The sequence below is a fragment of the Paenibacillus sp. FSL L8-0708 genome (assembly GCF_038009325.1).
Classification (GTDB): Bacteria; Bacillota; Bacilli; order Paenibacillales; family Paenibacillaceae; genus Paenibacillus_AQ; species Paenibacillus_AQ odorifer.
In genome coordinates this window covers 702,773-723,246 of sequence record NZ_JBBPBC010000001.1, presented here as the reverse complement: position 1 = coordinate 723,246, position 20,474 = coordinate 702,773, and the positions used below count along the sequence as shown (strand labels likewise).

The following is a 20,474-nucleotide window of genomic DNA, read 5'->3' as shown; positions in this document are numbered from 1 at the left end:
GTTACCAGTTTTGCTATGTAGTCCATTCTAAGGAGCATCGCTCCACAAAACTTTTAGGAGGTAAATACATGTACGAAATCGCCGTAATTGGCGCCGGTCCTGCCGGTGCAAGCGCAGCCCTGTTCGCCGCCAAGGCGGGCAAAAAAACGCTGCTGATCGACAACGATAAGGGCATGACCCGCAGAGGTTGGTTTGAGAACTTTTATGGAATTTCCGAAGTAGGTGGTCCTGAGCTGGTCGAAACCGGGCATAAGCAAGCCGTTAAATTTGGCGCTGAGCTGGTTTCCGAACAGGCTATCAACCTCACCTCCAGCGGCAATGGTTTTGTCATTGAAACTGAAGATGGAATTATCTATGAAGCAAAACATGTCATTCTCGCCACAGGCGCCCTTACAGATCTAGCTGCCAAAGCTGGCGTAGAGACTAAGGATGGTACAGAGCCAAGAATCAAAACTGTAGTAGCCGTAGATCCTGAAGGCAAAACGAATATCGCAGGCATTTGGGCTGCTGGTACTGTTGCTGGAGTAAGTGTACATGCCATTATTACCGCAGGCGATGGTGCGAAGGTAGCTATTAATGTAATTAGCGAGTTAAATGGTACGCGTTACGTTGATCATGATGTGCTGAAAGCTTAATCTATACTCAAAACATAAATCCGGAGGATGATTCTTAGGAATCGGTCTTTCGGATTTTTTCGTCACCCAGGAGAACCAAGTTACGAAATTTAAAAATAACTGCACTTGATGCAGCTATTTCATACAATAACACCCACACGGCTGTTTTAAGTGTATTTTATGCAACTAAAAACAAACTAAATGAGCATTCTAGTTAAAATGTGAAGATATAGATGTATCAAGTGCAACTAAATCGATTTGCAGCTGTCCCCCATACTTTTAATTGTATAAAGTACACTTATTTGCTCGTCCCTCACCGTCCTTTGAACACCACACGCAAAAAAACTGCTTCAAAACCTCATCCCACCGCCGAAGCCGATGTTATGATCGTTTGAAACAGTTCCTCTCCCTCAACTGTGTATACTCCAATGCAAGGAATCCACTTCTTTTTCTCTTCCCTTAAGACTAGCAGCCAGCTCCTGCAAATACGGAACCAATAATGGGCGCAAATCCTCCCGCATCAAACCTACCTCCAGCGTGGCTTTAATGTAACCAAATTTATCACCAATATCATAACGTTTGCCGATTAAATCCAGCGCCAGCAATCCTTCTTGCCGGCATACCTCGTGCAAAGCATCCGTCAGTTGATATTCACCGCCCGCTCCACGTTTGAGGTTAGCCAGCACTGAGAATATCGAAGGCTCCAAAATGTATCGCCCCATAATGGCGTATTCTGAAGGAGCTGTTTCAGGCGAGGGCTTCTCTACCAATCCTTTTACTTCATGAACTCCATTTAGTGAGCCGCTGGAGGCTATAATCCCATATTTGTTAACCTCCTGCCGTGGCACCTGCTGCACACCGACGATAGTCTGCTCTTCTTGCTCATACAATCTCATCATCTGCAGCAGCGCCGGGTCCTCCGAAACCATAATATCGTCACCAAGCAAAACAGCAAAAGGTTCATCACCGATAAATTGTTCCGCACAAAGGATGGCATGGCCTAGTCCCAGCGGCTCTTTTTGCCTAATGTAGTGGATGCTCGCTAGCTCACTAATTAGCTGGACTTCACGAAGTAGTTCCTCTTTCCCTTTTTCCAAAAGCGTCTGCTCCAGCTCCACCGATTTATCAAAATGATCTTCAATCGACTTCTTATTGCGGCCGGTCACGATGATAATACTTTCAATACCAGAGCGGACGGCTTCTTCTACGATATATTGAATCGCTGGTTTATCCACAATGGGCAGCATTTCTTTTGGCTGAGCCTTAGTGGCAGGCAGGAAACGAGTGCCTAAGCCCGCGGCGGGAATGACAGCTTTTCTAATCTTCATCATGAATCCCTCCCTTGCAGTTTATTTACGGAGATGGGTCACAGGGTGCTCACGAATGTTCTTTTGCTGCCCCTTACCTTCATAGAACTCTTGGACAATATAAAGCGGACGTCCTTTAGTTTCGTCATAAATCCGGCCGACATATTCACCTAGTATTCCTAGCATAATGAGTACAAATCCGTTGAAGGTCAGCGTAATTCCAATCATCGAAGCCCAGCCCTTAACAACTGAGTCTGTAAAAATCACCAGGTACAAAACATACATAAGGTACAGAAAACCAGAAGCCGACAGCAGTGCGCCCAAATATCCTGCCAGCTTCAGCGGCTTATAGGAAAAGGAGGTAATTCCGTCCAAAGAGAGCTTGATCATACGTTTTAGTGGATATTTAGTTTCCCCCGCCAGACGTTCATCCCGTTCATATTCAATCGCCTTCTGACGGAAACCAACCCAGCTGACCAGTCCGCGCACGAAACGGTTTTTCTCCGGTAGACGTTTGAGCTCTTCGCAGACCATACGATCTATGAGCCGAAAATCACCCGTATCCACAGGGATAGAAATATCGGTTGAATAACGCAGAATTCTATAAAAGAGGCTGGCCGTCCACTTTTTGAATAAGGATTCACCATTACGCTTCACCCGTTTAGCATATACAACTTCATACCCCTTCTTCCATTCCGCAATCATGTCCAAGATCAGCTCAGGCGGGTCTTGCAAATCAGCATCAATAATGACAACTGCATCCCCAAGGGCATAGTCCATTCCGGCAGTAATAGCGATCTGATGTCCAAAGTTACGTGACAAATCGATCAGCTTCACACTCTCATCCCAGTAGCTATATTCCTCGATCATCTGGGCACAGTTGTCGGTGCTGCCGTCATTCACGAAGATCAGCTCATACACTTCCTCCGTCATTGCCATCACTTTTTTAATACGGCGATACGTTTCCTGAATGACTGCCTCTTCATTAAACATCGGTATAATAATGGAATAGCGCACGTTGATGCTCATGAGCAGCTCCTCCTTTAATTTGAATGCTGAAGCGTGCCTGCAAATGTATTAGCACGCTTCGTACTCTAAAACACTGAACTAGTTAACTGTAACTTTGTATAACGTTCCGCTGTTACCAGCATCGTTTCCTGCCCAATCCGCTGCTGGAACCTCTGTACCATTGTCGGTAATCCAGGTAGATAGCGTAGAGTTCCCTCCACGTCCCCCCTCCATACCGCCGCTGCTCAGCAGGAAGTATTTCACCTTTCCACTCTTTACTAACGCCTCTAGGGTATCTGTGGTATATACTGTGTCCGAATTGGAAAACCCGTTCAGAATAACAACCGATGCCCCCTTATCGACGATATAAGGAGCTGCTGTGCCATAATCCAATACGGCAAACAGATAAGGCTCCCCAGTATTATTTTCCTCCAGATAGGACAACAGACTCTCATTTGCACTTGTAGCGCTATTACGTCCAAAGTTGCTAGAATTGCCGCCCATTCCTCCTCTGCCCTCACTGCTGCCTGGTCCTGCTTCAGGGGTTTGACTGTTCAGGCCATAAGTAATTGGGGTAGCTGCCCAGTAGAGCGGGCCAATTAACAATACTAGTACAGCAACAATACTTGCCGAGAAAACAAATGGCTTCTGTTTGCCTTTAAGAACGACCAGCACCAGAGAAACAACTATACCGGCAGCCAGAATACCAATCGACCAGCCCCTGCCAATCGTATCGTCATAAGGATGAATAATGTACCACTGAAAAGCTGCTGTAACCAGCGTTGCAACTGGCAATAGCCATGACAGCCAACCAAAGTGCTCGCGATACAGACTCCAGAGCTTTGACCAGCCTGCACCGACCAACGCGGCTATCGGCGGAGCCATCATCACCAGATAATATTGATGGAAGAATCCCGCAATACTGAAGAATCCCATCACCGGCACCAGCCATGCTAACCAGAATAGAGCTTCTTTATGCCCTTGCGTAAAGTTCCTTCTCCGCAGATTAGCGAATAATCCAATGCAGCCAAACAATACAAAAGGCAGCAGCCAGCTTGCCTGACCTGACAGCTCTGATTGGAACAGGCGCAGTGGACCTGCGGTTCCAGTATTGAACATTCCACCTCCGCCGCCATTCATGCCGCCGCGTTGTCCTTGACCTCCACCTTCACCACCAAATTGCCGGTTTTGATTATCCGTTCCACCGCCGGGTGGTTGCCCTGGAGAACCTCCATCATCGGCGCCATTTTGACTGTCTGAGGTTGAATTCATACCTTGCCGACCCGAAAATGCTCCACGTCCGCTATCCGTACCATTTTCAGCATATGCCCCGTTCATAGCGGGTCTTTCACCGTTCATAGCTGGCATCTCGCCATTCATGTTCGGCATCTCACCACCATTCATTGAAGGCATTCCACCTCCGCCACCACCTGTCCCCCGATCACCCGTCAATCGGGCGACACCATTATAACCAAAGGCAAGATTGAGCACGGAGTTAGTACCGCTGCTGCCGATATAAGGTCGTTTACTAGCGGGAATCGAATCCACTATCACTGCCCAGGATAACGAGACCACGAGTAATATAGCTGTCGAGGCCGCTAATACTCCAGTTTTTCGCTTCCAGTTCACTTTCGCAGCCAAGACATAAAAGAGATAAAATGCCGGCAAAACCATATAAGCCTGCAGCATCTTCTCATTAAACCCAACACCGATTAAAGCAAATGCGGCAAGGAGACTGCCCAGCTTATTACTCTTCGTTCCTTTAAATAAAAACCAAACCGCCAACAGTAACGTGAATACTAACAGAGCATCAATGTTATTCGTCCGGCTAACAGCCGCCGCTACTGGAGTTGTTGCCATGGCCAGCGCTGCTAAACGTGCAGCTACTTTACCAAAGGTAGGTTTTACCAGAAGGTATACGAGCAACACGGAGCCCACGCCCCCAAGCGCCTGAGGTAAAATCACACTCCAGCCATGCAGCCCGAAAATGAGTGCGCTAAGAGTCTGAATCCAAAAGGTGACTGGTGGTTTATCCACCGTGACTGAACCTGCAGAGTCGAGTGAAGCGAAGAAGAAATTATGAAAGTTTTGCAGCATACTTCCCACGGCAGTGGTGTAGTATGTATTCACATAGTGGTCATTCCAAACTCCATAACCGTACAAAAAAGCAGCGAGTATTAAAATGAGCCACAGTATAAGATCCGAGCTTATTTTTCTAGCAAAACTCATCTCCATTTCACTCCTATCCCTTGATCATTCTATATGCCGGCAGTTCTGTAACTCCGGCCCAAGCTTTCCGTAGGTGTATTATTTCATCCATACCTTAACTCTCAATGAGTGCAAGCTGAATGTTTGCTGAATAAATGAGGCTGCCGGCACGCAAAAAAGACCCCACAATGTGGAGCCTTTCGGTACCCTGTTCAATCCAAACTATGTTATTCCATCTTGCCTATGGCAACAAGCTTATTCACCGTGTTCCAGTTGCGTGCGGTAACGGGCATCCCGAGTATTTTGTCAAAAGGGACTTTAAAAAGCGACGATTGGCTCACACTGACCTCATATAATATATACATCTCTCTGCCGACAAAACGCACTTTATCCGGTCCATTCTCATAAGTGCGCAGTTTATCCAATGCTTCCGCTGAAGGCTCGGCTGGTAAAAAAGTAACATACCATCTTTTGAATTCCTCTGGCTCGGACAGCTGAAAGGGATCGTTAGCGATCACATTCTCCATTTCTGCTAAAGTACGGATAATAACAGAGACCTCGAATTCAAAAACCTCATGAATCTGACGTTCAATGACTCCGCTAAGCAGGCTCACCGAACCTTCATCACTCTCAAACACGACATTTCCGCTCTGAATATACGTTCGTACATTTGCAAATCCAAGAGACTGAAACATCGCCTTCAGGTCCAACATTTTAATAATTTTGTTCCCGCCCACGTTAATTCCACGCAGCAGCGCTATATAAGTAGTCATAGAATACACCTCCGTTTTTGTGCCATGATCAGCTTACCTCTGCGGCTAAGGTGTGTAGACGTTTACGAACTTCTTTTACCAGCAGCTCCTTCTCTGGAGGCGAAAGCCCCTCCACCAGACGTGCGGCAGCGATCGGCAAAATCCAGCGGTCTACGTCCTCATAAGTGTGTCCTGATAATCTGAGATACTCTTGAATGTATCCCTTAGTTAATCTTTTTCTTATAAAACCTAACATTAATTTGGAGAAGGCCGAAGCTCCCGGAGGCATAGCTCCCAAACTGAACATCACTACGGAACGCGCAGCATCTCCAGCAGGTTCTCCCACTACACCCGTCATCCAGTCGATCACCCAGAGCTGTTCATCCATAAGCACATTGTCGGGATGAAAATCCCCATGACATAAACGAGTACCTTCCGGCAGCTTCTCCAGATACTTTAAAATGACGGATTTTTCCTCTTCGCTTAGCATAGGGGCAACCATGATCTGACTTTTCAGCATATCCTTTTGCTGGCCGATTTCCTCTGTAGTTTCAAGCTTATGCAAATCACAATGAAGCCCCGCCATCAGCCTGGCATATTGGGTAACTTTCCAAGGCTTCTCACCCATCACCTTTAGTAAAGAGGGACCCTGAATTTGTTGAAAAACGATACCTTGTCGATTCTGTTCAGAAATAAGCTCAAAAGGCTGGGGGGTCCGAACACCCCGCGCATGTACAAACTGGCTGATTTTATATTCCCGGCTGACATGTTGCTCTGCTATATCCTCCCGGTACAATTTAAGAATCCTCTGATCGTCATGCTGCCAGATCTCCGCTGTTCTGCCTTCCCCAACAAGCTTCGCCTTCATTCGGCATCCTCCATTTAGTCCAGATTAATGCGGGTAAAATGCTCAACTACCGGAAATGGGTCGTAGTAATGGTGAAGGAGTGCTTTCCATTCCTGATATTGGCTGGATTCTCTAAATCCAACAGTGTGGTCTTCAAGCGTTCTCCACTTCACCAGCAACAGATACTTATGTTCATCCTCCAAGCAATGTTGTAATTCATGGCCCATATAACCTTCTATCGAGGAGATTAAGCTTGATGCCTCCTTGAAGCTTTGCTCAAATTCAGTAGTCAAACCAGGCTTCACTTGCAGCATCGCAGCTTCCAAAATCACACTCATCATCTCCTAAAGTTATGGATTTAAAGCATCCCGGAAAAATTCATGATAGAAATTAATGATGACCAGCAGTATTGCTAGTGACTCGTTGACACTGCCTACCTCCAGCGAATGATTGGCATCATCGATTCTATACACCTTCAAATGATTCAGCCCACTAATTTCACCCGAATGCTCTTCACCAAATAAGGGGTCACTGCCTCCATAAATTACAGTCCCCCGACTCCGCTGAATCAGCGGCACCGCCTCAGGCAACGGGGTGATATATAGATGAGACGTCTTCTTCTGTATTTCTAGCTCATCAGCTATTCTACCTGCAATAACAGCTCCCATGCTTTTACTTATAAAAAGAAACCTCTTATAATCCGGCAGAGAAGCAATCACGGCTTTACATTCCTCAATGATAATACTCATTTCTTCACGCTTGAAATCCACCCTAGCACTCTGGTAACCATATTCTAAAAGCAGAACATCACAATTATGCTCCCGGGCAGCTTTAGCCGCATAATCCAGCAGAGAGCGATCAGCTGAATAATTTTTACCCGGAAAAATAACAGCCAGCGCTTTGGAACCTTGGGTGATATATTTATGTTTAACCTCTCTACCCCAATAAGAGGACATAATGATATTGCTAACGTTCATACATGTTTCCCCTCTTCTACTCCTTAAACGGATTTAAAATATTTAAAGAAATCTATCGTTTCTTGCAAATCTGCCTCATCTTTATAGATACTCATTACTCGCCCAATTTCAAGCGCAAAATCTACATATCCATTCGGCTTAGCGGTGATGATTGTTCCATCGACAACGACGTTAGATACGCCGGATTCATTGTCCACATAAACCTTACCATCCAGTACTCCGGCAGCCTTAAGAATGGATACCCCACCGCAAATGCCCGCGATGACTTTGCCTGCTCGATTCAGGCTTCTGATTAAATCTAATAGAGCCTCCTGCCCTATTAAATTATCTGTTTTCCCACCAGGGATAATCAATAAATCTATGGTGCTAACGTCCACATTTTCAACCAATACGGATGGATTCACAGAAAAACCCTCGCAGGAGATTAACGCCTTATCTTCCAAACCTAAGGTATAAACCTCACCCTTTGTTTTCATAAAATAAGCTGCCAATGTAACCTCAAACTGCACAAAGCTATCATATATAAGAATATATGTATTCAATGATGGATCAGCTCCCCTGTTCTCAAAAAAAGTAACCCCTATTCTATGTATCTATCATTATAGCATCATCGCCCTCTCCTGAAACTTACGGACTCAGAGGACGCTAATCAATAACAACTATGCGCTCCGCTAAGATTCCGAATGTGGGATTTCACCTAATTACTCATAACAAAAAGGACACAAGCATCCCAACAGCCACTTTTTATGGCTCACGAGACACCTGTATCCTCCTATTTAGAGCTATTGCTACGACTGCGGCGCTATCTGTTTATTTTTACCTCGGCTCACAACAATTTCAGCGCAAATCCATAATATCAACGGAATAATCACCTGGAAAGGAAAGGCGTATATTTTATAAATATGGTAAGAGAAATAGTACATTTCCATAATATCCTTGTACACAAAATCCGCAAAATAGATCATGAGTAGTCCCATCTGAAGCACAACGGAGCGGTAACTCTTGAGCTTGAATACTTTAGCTACTCCAATGCAAGATACGTAAAGGCATAAACTTCCTTTTATAAATGTTGTGATTACAAAAGCCACTGCCGATGACGCTTCAATTCGGGTCAAAAAATCTCCTACATTAATACGCCCTGCAGACACATAAGCCGGAAAATATAAACTAGACAAGACCTCAGGACCCAGCATCAATAGGTTCCGTAGTGTAGCCATAATAATAATTGCCCCAGCAATCGCTACGCCACCAAATAATACCTTCTTCGCTGAGCTCTTCTTCGATAAATTACCGAATACCCCCAGAAAGACTACAACCTCTGCAAATGGAAAAGAAAATGTGCCCAGCGTATCGTTAAATAATGGCTTCCAGCCTTTATCCAACAGCGGAAGTAAGTGATGATATTCCATTTTGGAAAAAGCTAAGGTGACAATGACTAGATTAACAAATATTGCGAACAGTAATAGAAGCTTAGAACTTCTCCCCAGCACTTCAATCCCAGCCTTAACTATCCATATACACAACAGTCCAAGACATGCCATAGGTGCTATCATTGGTGTTTCGGTTAAAGTAACGGATCTACTGAATTCTCCAAAAACCCTAAGAATTAGTGTCCCTAGATGAAAGGTATACCAAATATAGAGACAAGAAATGATTCGACCCAAGACGCCTCCAAACACGGTAATCAACATATCAAATAGATCCTTGCCTGGTAATAGGATGTGTAGTCTGGCATATATCAGCAGCAGTGGGACCACCAGTACCATGGCTAATAATACGGCGATCCAGTTACTGTTACCGGATTCTCCCGGCACACCCATAAATATTGAAGTCCCCATAATAAACAAGACAGCAATACTAATAGCATGCCCTGTTGATACGATCTCTTTGTTCATACTCTATTCTCCCTTTAGGCTTGTCCCCTAAAATAGCATCTTAATCCAGTGTTCTAGGTATGGTGAAGGACTAGGGAGTGACCATCTCATTGCCAATGCAAAAGCAATACAGAATGATACCAGACATAGTGCGGAAGAAACATAAAAATCCCGCTTCATCCCCTGTTTCCATAGACCATAAGGATCACTCAAAACAATTACCGCATAGATAAATATGACCACAACAACCAATTTTATCACCTATTTTTGATGAATCTTGATAGACCTTGACGTTTGTGCACTGCTCTCGATAATCACCTTGGAATTCACTACTATCTCTACGTTGGAAAATTCCTCCCCCCAGTTTTTCTCGATTTTCTCCCAGGTCCGTGGCATTTTCTCATGAAGAAGCTCTCCAAATCCAAAAATATCTGCTTGGTAATCCTTCTGAACCTTATGAATAACGGAGAGAATCTGCTCCTCCAGTTCTTTTTCAGCCCACCTTTCTATAGTCTTCTTGCTGTCCAGATTATTGAATTCCCCCGAAGATTTGACCTCGTCCAGTCCTGCGTGTGTCAGTGTATTAAGCTTTATTTGGAGCTTACCGTTTATCCATACAGGTTTTATTTTTGTACGATTGGATAAAATTTCGAGGGAAAAGGCAGGTTCTCCACTTTCATCCTTTACGATTAACACACCTCCCTGGATTTGATTGTTGGCAAACAACATGTATTTCGTTTCTTCGCCACTGATCATACCGATCATTTTATCCATCCTGAAAATAGCTGTTCCGCTAACTCGTGCATTCTTCGTCTTATTTTGTTCATGAACATAAATTAATGGAGCGATGGCATATTCACCAGAAGCCTCGAGCTTATCTATGAAGTCCCAAATTTCCACAACCGGCGCTGTACTTACATTTTTCTCAGTCCTCATCTGCTGTGCAAGTGCATAGGACATAATACTCTCAGTCGAACTGCTGAGACTTATGATTTCTTGAGCCGACTTCTCTTTAGCGACAAAAATATACACATCCGATCGGGTTTCCGTATCCCTGTTGTACCAATCTATTACTTTGGTGACTCCCTCCCTTGCAATCTCCTCACTAAGGATAATCGCCTTAGAATGGCTCCAAAATAACTTTTTTCCAGTGATCGAGATCATTCCCCTCACAATATCAAACATGGTCTCGCCCGCGAGCGTGATCATTTTGAAGCCAGCCTGACTTGATTTCATTCCTTCCTTTGTATCTACAATCTCTGTTGTCACCAATAACTGACCGTCTTTTTTCCCCTTATCAATCGCGACCCCGGCAACAATCGACATATCGTCAATTTCAAAGTAGTTCCAGCAGCCTGTATTGCAGATCAGAAGCATCATGGATGTAACAATCAGAAGTATCCTTTTCAGCTTGCTCATGGTCTTCTCCTTATTTTATTGGAACCTTTTCTCCTCATATTTCGTGCCCCAATTAACGCCGGACGCAGATACATATGCCACCATGGCGCCCTGATCGCTGTATCTTTAATGTCCTGAGGACGGATTGAGCCTACTCCAAGCATGTATGGAACCCCAAAACTACGCAGACTCATCAAATGAACTACTAAACCAAGCATTCCAAGAAAATAACCGTATATCCCTAGAAAAAAACTCGCACCCAGCAGCAATGTTCTTACGATAATTAAAGGACCGGTCAACCTAGGGTTAAGTAGCGTCATGATTCCTGTTAAACCGACTACAATAATCATTGGAGCACTAACTATTCTAGCCTCCACTGCTGCTTGTCCTAACACGAGAGCGCCTACGATACTGATAGCCTGTCCTATATAGGTAGGTATCCGCTCACCCGCCTCTCTTAATATTTCAAATATAGTTAACATGAATAACGCTTCTATTATTGTAGGAAAAGGGACTGCTACTCTTGCTGTAGAAATACTGAGCAACAACATGGTTGGGATCATTTCCTGGCTATAGGTAACTAAAGCTACGTAAAGAGCAGGTATACTGATCGACAAAAAAGCTCCAAAAACTCTCAACATTCGATTGAAGGAACCAAAATAAAAGTTAATGTAATAATCCGAGCTGGCTTGAAAATTCTCTACAAATACATAGGGGACAGTCATTGCAAACGGGCTGCCTTCAATGAGCACGGCAACTCTGCCCTCCATCATGTTACTGACTACGGCATCCGGGCGCTCTGTACTTCCTGTCATTTCAAAGGGCGAATAGGGCTCGTCTCTAATTAATTCCGCCAGAGATGCCGTATCTAGAATAAGATCTATGTCAATCTGTTCCATTCGATTCTGTAATTCTTTGAGAATAGCCGGTGATGCTAACCCCTCCATGTAACAGATACATATCGGTGTTTTGGACCGTGTTCCCAGTGAACTAAAAACAAATTTTAATTCGGAATCTTGTACCCTGCGCCGAATAAGAGTGAGATTTACTAACAGTGATTCCGTAAATCCCTCCCTTGGACCTTTCACACTTTTTTCGGTCACCGGTTCCGCAAGAGCTTTCGTCTCCCAACCCTGTGCACCAATGTTCAGAACACCGGCATAACCGTCCATCAACAGTAAGGTCTTGCCAGCTATAATCGCATAGATCATTTCATCAAAATTCTCAGAGGCAACCACATCGCTAATACTAATGACCTGAGTCCGGATGTTCTCCATCAGCTCGGCTTTATTGCCACAATCCTTTTCGGTAAAATCAAATGCCATGACGGGCTTGATAATCCCCTCTTGGATCATATGTTTGTCAACCATTCCGTCAACATAGACTAATCCAAAGCGAAGACTATCACTAAACATGTTGCTAAACACTCTGATTCTAAGCGTTCCATCGTTCTTGAATATGTCTCTAAACAAAGTCATCATTTTATCCAGTGACGTACTCAGAGTCTGCTCAGATTTTGTGTTTTTTTGAGACGTATTGCTGTTCCCACCTGCTGGCCGTTCCTCCACAGTAGTCACTCCTGTCAGAATTAGGTTTCCTAGAAATTATCCCCCGTCTCTCCAAATCCTATCCGCCAAAATTATACTGAAAAGGGATCAACAAGAAAGAAAATGAGACTGCTCCATAGGTTGGTTCCGCAGGTAAGTCACTAAATCAGCCCTTGGGGTCATGCCAATAGCGACTCACTGCATACATCCTCAGACACTTTCGGCTCAGGCACGCAACACCGCATACATCCTCAGACGCTTACGGACTCAGGAGGCGTTATTGGCTCATTTATCGCCTTTTGGGCACATTTTCGGACTCCAGTGCAGCTATCTCATCAAAAGTGGCTCTAATCGGGCTTTTTTTATACCAATAGCGACTATGGGGTCCGACAGCACGCCAAAAGTCGATAAATGCAACGTTTAGGGACTACTGGGTCCGTTGCCGCCGAGTCACACTCATCCTTTGGGGCTTACTGACCTAGCGCAATAAAACCGGACACATCCCCTGAGGCCTACAGACTCAGACACGATAACACCGAGTGCATCCTCAGACGCTTACGGACTCAGGAGGCGTTATTTGCTCAATTATCGCCTTTTGGGCACATTTTCGGACTCCAGTGCAGCTATCTCATCAAAAGTGGCTCTAATCGGGCTTTTTTTATACCAATAGCGACTATGGGGTCCGACAGCACGACAAAAGTCGATAAATGCAACGTTTAGGGACTACTGGGTCCGTTACCGCCGAATCACACTCATCCCTTGGGGCTTACGCACCTAGCACGATAACACGAATACACTCTCAAGTACTTACGGATCTAGGTACGATAACACCGAGTACATCCTCAGACGCTTACGGACTCAGACACGATAACCCCCAACGCATCCTCAGACGCTTACGGACTCGGCCACGATAACACCGCATACATCCTCAGACGCTTACGGACTCAGGAGGCGTTATTTGCTCAATTATCGCCTTTTGGGCACATTTTCGGACTCCAGTGCAGCTATCTCATCAAAAGTGGCTCTAATCGGGCTTTTTTTATACCAATAGCGACTATGGGGTCCGACAGCACACCAAAAATCGATAAATGCAACGTTTAGGGACTACTGGGTCCGTTACCGCCGCATCCCAGTCATCCCTTGGAACTTACCGACCTAGCACGATAACACCCAGTACATCTTCAAGTGCTTAAAGACTCAGGAGGCGTTATTGGCTCAATTACCTCCTTTTGGGCACATTTCCGGACTCCAGTACAGCTATTTCATCAAAAGTGGCTCTAATCGGGCGATTTTCATGCCAATAGCGACTATTGGGTCCGATAGCATGCCAAAAGTCGATAAATGCAACGTTTAGGGGCTACTGGGTCCGTTAGCGATCTCTTGCGTGCAAATTACATACCATGAAGCAAAGTTTGTTTTAAGAGCGTGGTGGATACGAGCATGAGATTAGGCGTTTGGGGTTGGCAGCAAAAAAACACAGGTGCCCAGCAGTCATGATCATGACTACGGGACACCTGCGTCTTTTTTATATCTTGTATTGCTGCATGATTATTGAAGCTGCTCAAACAGGCGGAAGATCACGGCCGCTGCTTGCGCTCTTGTAGCCTTGCCGTTTGGTCCAAATTGGTTGGATGTCATACCGTTAATAATTCCACTAATACGCATCGCTTCTACAGCTTTGGCTGCATCCGCAGACAACTGGTTCACATCAGAGAATGCTTCACCAGAAGCCTTTGTTCCGTCGGTCAATGGGATATTAATCGTCTGAGCCAAACGATAAATCATGACCGCCATTTCCTGACGAGTAATCTCCTCGCTTGCACCAAAGTTGCCATCCGCTTGGCCTTTAACAATACCGAGCTTTTGAGCGCTCGCAATCGGACTGGCATACCATGCCCCATCCTTAACGTCTGTAAATGTGCTTACAGCCGTCTCATCTAGTAAATCAAAAGCGTTCATCAATATTTTGATGAATTCTGCACGGGTCACATTTCCACTTGGATTAAAGTGTTCAGCATCCATCCCTTGGATTGCGCCTCGTGCTGCGAGTGCTTCAATGCTGTTTACCGCCCAATTAGCTGTAGCGGTATCTTTGAATGAAACATTCGAGTGAACCACTACATAACTGCCAAGCTGTTGCAAATTTAACTCAAGCATCTGTGTTCCTGTATTAAATCTTCCGTTCTTAACGATCTCTAGTTGCTGATTACTGTTCAAGTAATAAACCACTACTTTATGTGCTTTCTCACCAGACTTCAGCGTATAAGGAAGTGCCAGCTTGATCCCCGATGTCTTCAGTACATCGCCTGGAATAATCACACCATCTACGCTAAGACTGATGTCTTTAATTGTACCTGCATTCAACTGACTGCTTACCGAAAGTGGCAATCCGGATATATCTCCAGTGCCCACAATAAGCTTAAGTTTGCCGTTCTTAGCATCTTTGTAAGTCTTCAGGAAATTTTCCGGCAGCATTATGCTTGCTGTTCCTGTATCAATCTTGAGGGATTTAACATTCCCCGCTGCTGCCAGTGACTGCAGTGGCAGCTCAACTACAATTTGTTTCGCGTTTCCGGTAGGATTCACGACAATGGACAGAATACCATCCTTTGCATCCTTTGCTGCCTTTTCAACATCTGTGGCAGCCAGTTCAGCCAATGCTTTTCCATCTGCTCCGATAACCATCTGGACAATGATTTTACCATTGCTTACAGCAGGGGCAGCTGTCGCAGACGCGCTAGGCGAAGGTTTTGCCGTGGCTACCGGCACATAAGTACCCGGTGCCTCTGTTGGTTTCGGCGTTGCCGTTGGCGTTGGCGTTGGTGTCGTTGTCGGTGCAGGTGTTGATGTTGGCGTAGCTTCTGAAAGCAACTTCAGGCCCGCAACCGCCGCAGTAAGCTGACTTAATGCCTCATCAATGTCTGCCTGAGTAGCAGTTCCACTCTCCAGCAACATCACTGCACGTGCTACCTCTTTCTCAAGAGTATTCCAGCTCTCCTCTACATAAAGGCTCTTATCCAGAGCCTCTATTGCTCTAAGCTTCTCCTCCAAGGCTGCCGTTATGAGAGGTGGATTTACAGAAACTAATGTTAAGGTATACGTTCTGGTCGTTGTTTTATCCAGTGCCGTCACAATGACCTTGTAACCCGTTTGAATTTCTCCCGCAATAGTAATGCTATCGGGTTCATACACAGCGAAGGTAACCCCTACCGGAACAGTAAGTCCTTCCTTCAGCTCATCAAGTGTAGTCGTATCCGGTAAAATAATTTCTTTGGCTACCTGATCAATAGATCCGCCCGGAATTGTGATTCCGCTGATCGTTGCATCATGAGCTTCGACAGGCTGTAAGGCTTCAAAGGCATTTTTCAAATTGGAATATGCCACATTAATATCACCATCGGTAGCACCGTCATTTGCATAAGTGGCTTTAGCAGCCTCTAGTGCAATGCGTAGTGCCTCCCATTGCTCAGGCGTTCCGGTATAATTCTCTTCATTTATCGAAGGATCTTCCGCTGTATCAATGGCTGCTTTAAGTTTAGATTTATCGTACCTCACACTGATGCGGCAGCTGGCAGCAATATCGGTGCCCGCCACTTTACCAAATATAGTGAAGTCTGTAGCAATGGTGAGTTTGTTAAGGGGAATTTCCTCCCATACCACACTTGCCAAGCCTGTCGTTTTATCGGCGTAAGTTACCGTAACCTTAGCTGGAAGATTAGGCACGACGTTAACTGTCGTACTCACCGCAATCTGTTCAATGCTTACAATCGCACCATGGTCGCCGGGAGCAGGAACTTCTCCTTCTGGCTTAGACGAAATTGCCCGCCATTCCTTAACGCCTGTCCAAATACTAGTGGACTGCTTATTAAGAATCAAACGGAGTTTATCCGTCTTCACCTCGTCAAAGGTTACCTCGTTAAATGCATTTCTTGCTTTGCCTTTCTCGCTCAAGCCCGTTACCGGTACGTATTTTCCGGCATCCTTATCCCAATATTCGAAGCTGTAATCTCCCGGTACCTGTACACCGCCTTCATCATCATAGAAGTACACGGAGCTGCCTGACAAAGTCACGGGCTCTTTCCAGGTCAGTTGTAGCCAGTGGCTTTCACCGGGGCCGCCCCAGTTCCCATACTGAGTTTCTGCTTCGCTATTGTAAATACTTGCTGAAGTATAAGGGATATAACCATCATTAATGCCATACACAGACTCCCATGCCGAAGTGTAAGAGGCACTAGGGGTAGCCAAAAGGGCAGCATTTCTGTATCTAAGGTTATCCACCGCCATCCGCATTTGATCCGTTGCCACTTTGATCTCTTCCAGTGTATATTCTCCCTGAGCCAGCAATGCCTTGGCAGCAGTCAGTGCAGCTTGCAGCTCTTGCCATGTTGCCGCAGTAAAATCATCCTTGTTCCGGACAAGTCTGCCGGAATCCCGATCCGCAAACTTCGCGATCATCTCTGTCAGTTCTGCAGTAGCTACAAATACGGTGACTGGAACCTTCACGACAGTTTCAAGTTCCCCGTCGCTGACAGTCAGGCGGTATTCGTATTCACCAGTCGCCTTAAAGGTTGCTTGCAGCATGGCCTTATCAAGCCCTGTCTCCTCTACTTCTCCTTCACCTGAAATCTTCTCCCAGGTATAAGTCAGCTTGCCACTTGGCAATCCATCATCAACGATTTGCGGCATAATCGTCAGAGGCACATTTTGCTCAACCTTCAATGGTGTTTCTAGATAAACCTTTGGTGCCTGATTGGCAGCCGCCTTAACCTCCAGATTATTGTTGTAGATCTGAATCTCCTTGATGGCGGTCGCAAGTTCCAGCGAATGCGTCACATGAATGCGAATCGCTGCAGTGTTAACCTTTTGGAACTCTACATTGTTATAGTTGGAAGCAATATACTCCGGATAGCGGAATTGCCCCTCCACTGGTTTCCAGCTTCCATCAGCATCCTGATATTCGACACCGAATGTCTGTGGTGTACCATAACCGTTCAGAAGCCGGTCATTATAGAAATAGACTTTTACATTGTCCACAGCCTGGACTCCATCAAATTTGAACGTAACCGTATCGACGGAATTCGGCGAACCTCCGAATAAAGCTGTGTTTGAGGTATGATTAATCGATGCGATTGTCGAATTGTCCGCCAGGTTGCGGATGTTCGAACCGCTCTTGATATAAGTCGATTCAACAGTAGTGCCTGAAGCAACAGCCAGATTCGTACCGTCATTAACAATATCTACGCCTGCTTTATTAAACATATCGACAGTCTTCTCATTGCTAGCTAGGGATGTTTGATCTGCCGCAGCAAGTGTCGTAGCACTGCTTTTTTCATATAACACCTGTGTCTTCGAGTTATCGCCAACAGCCCCAGTTACATCACCTGAAGGTTTTTCCACCTTACCAGTAGCTGTATCATAAATCAGATGGGACATTTCGTTAGTTGTCATTACGAGTTCATCATTAATGAAGAGCGAATAACCTGCTGGAATACCTTGATAATGAGGATTGTCGCCGTATTTAGCAGGATCCTGCCATACGATAGATAAGTTAGCATCATGATAACGCACGTTATCTACAGCAAAATAGTCATAATCGACATTAATCGGCCATAGCTCGATCTTGTCATCTGTCCGTGGCTGAATACCCGCCATATCTTCAACCACAGTGTAATTCATCATGCCAAGCGTATCGTGGTGAATCCATGCCCGTACCATATCTCCACTAGGGTTAGGAGGATTGTCTTTTGTCCATGGCGTACCGAAGAAGTAATCCTCCAGCCAGAAAAATTCATTAGAGTCCAGGTGGTCCGTATTGCCCGGCTCCACTGTATGCAACCAAGCGCCCCAATCAAACAGTGTTTTGTAAACGTCACTATTGATGTTATCTATAGGATAATAGCGCAGAGAGGCACGAACGGTATTAATATAGTTGCCGAAGTTACACCATGCGAACTGGTCTGTACCGAAGGCATCCGTCTTGCCATTCTTGAAATCTTCCACCCGCTTCATAATGCTGTTCTGATCCGCTGTAAAGAAAGGAAAGATCGGATAATAATTCGGATCTGCGTAATCAGACAACTGGGATAAATATTTCGCCTCATATCCTTCTTCACCTTCAGTTGGTACTACACCAAAATTAAAGACAAACATGTTATTATCCCGCCAAGGGTTGAATACATCGGTACCGCCTACAACTTTTTTGTGCAAAAAGCTGCCTGTACCATTCGTATCTGCCACACCGTCACCATCAAAGTCAGCCTTGTCGTACCACATCTCATTCAGAATTGAATTCTTAATATTCTGCGCCACAGTGTTCATTTTAGCTGCACCCGCAGTATCTCCAAGCTGCTCGTACATCTTCGCTGTTGCCACTGCATTGGCGTAGGTAGTAGAAGAGCCATCCAGCCGGGCATAGTTACCACTGCCATTCCAGTGCATGGATACGGTATCTCCGTCATTACCTGTAATCGGACCATGGTTATAATAAACAAGATTTGGATTAGTGCCTTTAAAATGTTCAAGTGTGCCGGTAACATCAGTGGCGGAAAAATCAGCGAACTTCTTCAATATTTCCTGACCACCACCGTAAATCTTGTAAGCATCCCAGCCTACTTGCGACGTGTTCTGCATCATATCCCAAGTCCAGATGTTAGGACGTCCGGGATTATTTTTATAGTTCTTATTCTCGGAATATTCCCCTTGAGCCAGCCAGGTTCCATACAAGTAGGAAGGATCACGCAGCCATTTCAGATCCTGCATCGCCCAAGGTACACTGACCGTAATCCCGTTGTTGTAGCCGAGAACGCCCTCCATGTTCATCGGGAACTGCCAGTCATTGCCCGGAATGTTGGCATCCAGCAAATTAAAGCGGTTACACCACCAACGATAATAAAGTACCTTCTTCACATTCTCATCGGGAACATCGATATATGGAATATTCTCTGCCCACCACTCGTTGTACTCCCGCACCTGTGCGGAGAAGGCTGTATCATTGCTGTCAGCAGCCTTAAAGCTCTCATAATGCAGCTTTGAGCCTGGTATTTCATCCGCGAGCCAACCCATGACTACCTTTTGGTCAACGGAGCCACCGGCGGGCACTGTAATCTCTTTAACCAGTTCATTTCCGGAAGGACTCATGCCGTTTCCGCTCAGGTGAACATCCACGTAGGACATTGCTTCAACTACCTTTTGCCCGGCTTTGCCTATCATTAGCGGAGCAGCCACTCTGTAACCCACCAGCTCATCACCCTCAGCCGCTGAGACGAAAGGTGATTTAACCTTCATCGTCAACGTTATATCGCTGGCTGTAGGATTCTTCAATTGAAGCAGCGTTACAGCACTGTTATAGCTGGAAATAAATTTCCGCTGGTTAATCTCCAGGCCTCCGCTTGTGTAGGTCTGATTCTCATGACTCGGGTAGTTCTTCCGCACATTTTTCTGTTCCGCCAAGTCTCCTGTAGAAAGGGTGATGTTATACATCGTGTCCTTGTTCAAAGTATCCGCGTAATGCACCGTTCCCACAAAACCCAGCTTGGTATTATCCTGAGTCTTCATGTACAAAGCGCTTCCCCGGCTGAACAGAGTATTGGCGCTAACTTCGTCGTTGACATCATCCGGAATGACACCTTCGTTAACTAGCAAGGCGTCAAGCCAAGGCAAATCGGAATTATCTTTTGCAAAAGCCTCAAAATCAAAAGCTTCAATCGCTTGCATCATTTCTCCGACGGTGACATCGCTGAAATTAACGCCTTCCTTAACAATAGAATTATCCTTCCACTTCGCCTGCCCGTAATTGGTGCCTACACCTTCATGATAGAAATCAGTCGTGTAGTTAGCCGATACGGGAACAATCCCTGCATTTAATACCACAGCCGCGCATAATGCCGCTACAGAAGCTCTTCTGGGCCATTTATGACTTGTCATTTGGATGAATTCCTCCTTT

General features: G+C 45.4%; 13 protein-coding genes. 1 reads left to right on the top strand and 12 read right to left on the bottom strand.

The window, feature by feature from the left end; all coding sequences use genetic code 11:
- Window positions 1-68 precede the first annotated feature (68 nt).
- Entirely contained in the window at window positions 69-635 is a 567-nt protein-coding gene (locus NYE58_RS03370; RefSeq protein ID WP_076278138.1) for an FAD-dependent oxidoreductase, read from the top strand.
- A 389-nt stretch (window positions 636-1,024) separates the two neighbouring features.
- On the opposite strand, the gene galU is transcribed toward NYE58_RS03370, so the two are convergent.
- The 12 genes from galU to NYE58_RS03310 all read right to left on the bottom strand — a co-directional run bounded on the left by galU (window position 1,025) and on the right by NYE58_RS03310 (window position 20,455).
- Entirely contained in the window at window positions 1,025-1,945 is a 921-nt protein-coding gene (galU, locus tag NYE58_RS03365) for a UTP--glucose-1-phosphate uridylyltransferase GalU (RefSeq protein ID WP_341001067.1), read from the bottom strand.
- 18 nt (window positions 1,946-1,963) lie between these two features.
- Window positions 1,964-2,950: a glycosyltransferase family 2 protein gene (locus tag NYE58_RS03360; protein WP_341001065.1), complete on the bottom strand. Its 987-nt coding sequence runs from the start codon at window positions 2,948-2,950 to the stop codon at window positions 1,964-1,966.
- Window positions 2,951-3,028: 78 nt separating this feature from the next.
- The gene (locus NYE58_RS03355; protein ID WP_341001064.1) at window positions 3,029-5,158 is read right to left on the bottom strand and encodes a glycosyltransferase family 39 protein; all 2,130 of its coding nucleotides are present in this window, start codon (window positions 5,156-5,158) and stop codon (window positions 3,029-3,031) included.
- A gap of 206 nt (window positions 5,159-5,364) precedes the next feature.
- Complete coding sequence (locus NYE58_RS03350) at window positions 5,365-5,910, bottom strand: DUF1697 domain-containing protein (RefSeq protein WP_076278135.1); 546 nt, start codon at window positions 5,908-5,910, stop codon at window positions 5,365-5,367.
- A gap of 28 nt (window positions 5,911-5,938) precedes the next feature.
- Entirely contained in the window at window positions 5,939-6,757 is an 819-nt protein-coding gene (locus NYE58_RS03345) for a phosphotransferase family protein (RefSeq protein ID WP_076186267.1), read from the bottom strand.
- 14 nt (window positions 6,758-6,771) lie between these two features.
- Window positions 6,772-7,068: an antibiotic biosynthesis monooxygenase family protein gene (locus NYE58_RS03340; RefSeq protein WP_076278134.1), complete on the bottom strand. Its 297-nt coding sequence runs from the start codon at window positions 7,066-7,068 to the stop codon at window positions 6,772-6,774.
- 18 nt (window positions 7,069-7,086) lie between these two features.
- Entirely contained in the window at window positions 7,087-7,713 is a 627-nt protein-coding gene (locus NYE58_RS03335; RefSeq protein ID WP_076278133.1) for a hypothetical protein, read from the bottom strand.
- Between the two features lie 23 nt (window positions 7,714-7,736).
- On the bottom strand, window positions 7,737-8,255 hold the full coding sequence (locus NYE58_RS03330) for a DJ-1/PfpI family protein (RefSeq protein ID WP_076278132.1): 519 nt from the start codon (window positions 8,253-8,255) through the stop codon (window positions 7,737-7,739).
- A 246-nt stretch (window positions 8,256-8,501) separates the two neighbouring features.
- Window positions 8,502-9,608, bottom strand: a complete 1,107-nt coding sequence (locus NYE58_RS03325; RefSeq protein ID WP_076279652.1) for a GerAB/ArcD/ProY family transporter — start codon at window positions 9,606-9,608, stop codon at window positions 8,502-8,504.
- 240 nt (window positions 9,609-9,848) lie between these two features.
- Entirely contained in the window at window positions 9,849-11,006 is a 1,158-nt protein-coding gene (locus tag NYE58_RS03320) for a Ger(x)C family spore germination protein (protein ID WP_341001059.1), read from the bottom strand.
- On the bottom strand, window positions 11,003-12,553 hold the full coding sequence (locus NYE58_RS03315; protein ID WP_143762001.1) for a spore germination protein: 1,551 nt from the start codon (window positions 12,551-12,553) through the stop codon (window positions 11,003-11,005). Before NYE58_RS03315 ends, NYE58_RS03320 begins: the two co-directional genes overlap by 4 nt.
- Window positions 12,554-14,080: 1,527 nt before the next feature.
- Complete coding sequence (locus tag NYE58_RS03310) at window positions 14,081-20,455, bottom strand: S-layer homology domain-containing protein (protein WP_341001057.1); 6,375 nt, start codon at window positions 20,453-20,455, stop codon at window positions 14,081-14,083.
- Window positions 20,456-20,474: the final 19 nt, after the last annotated feature.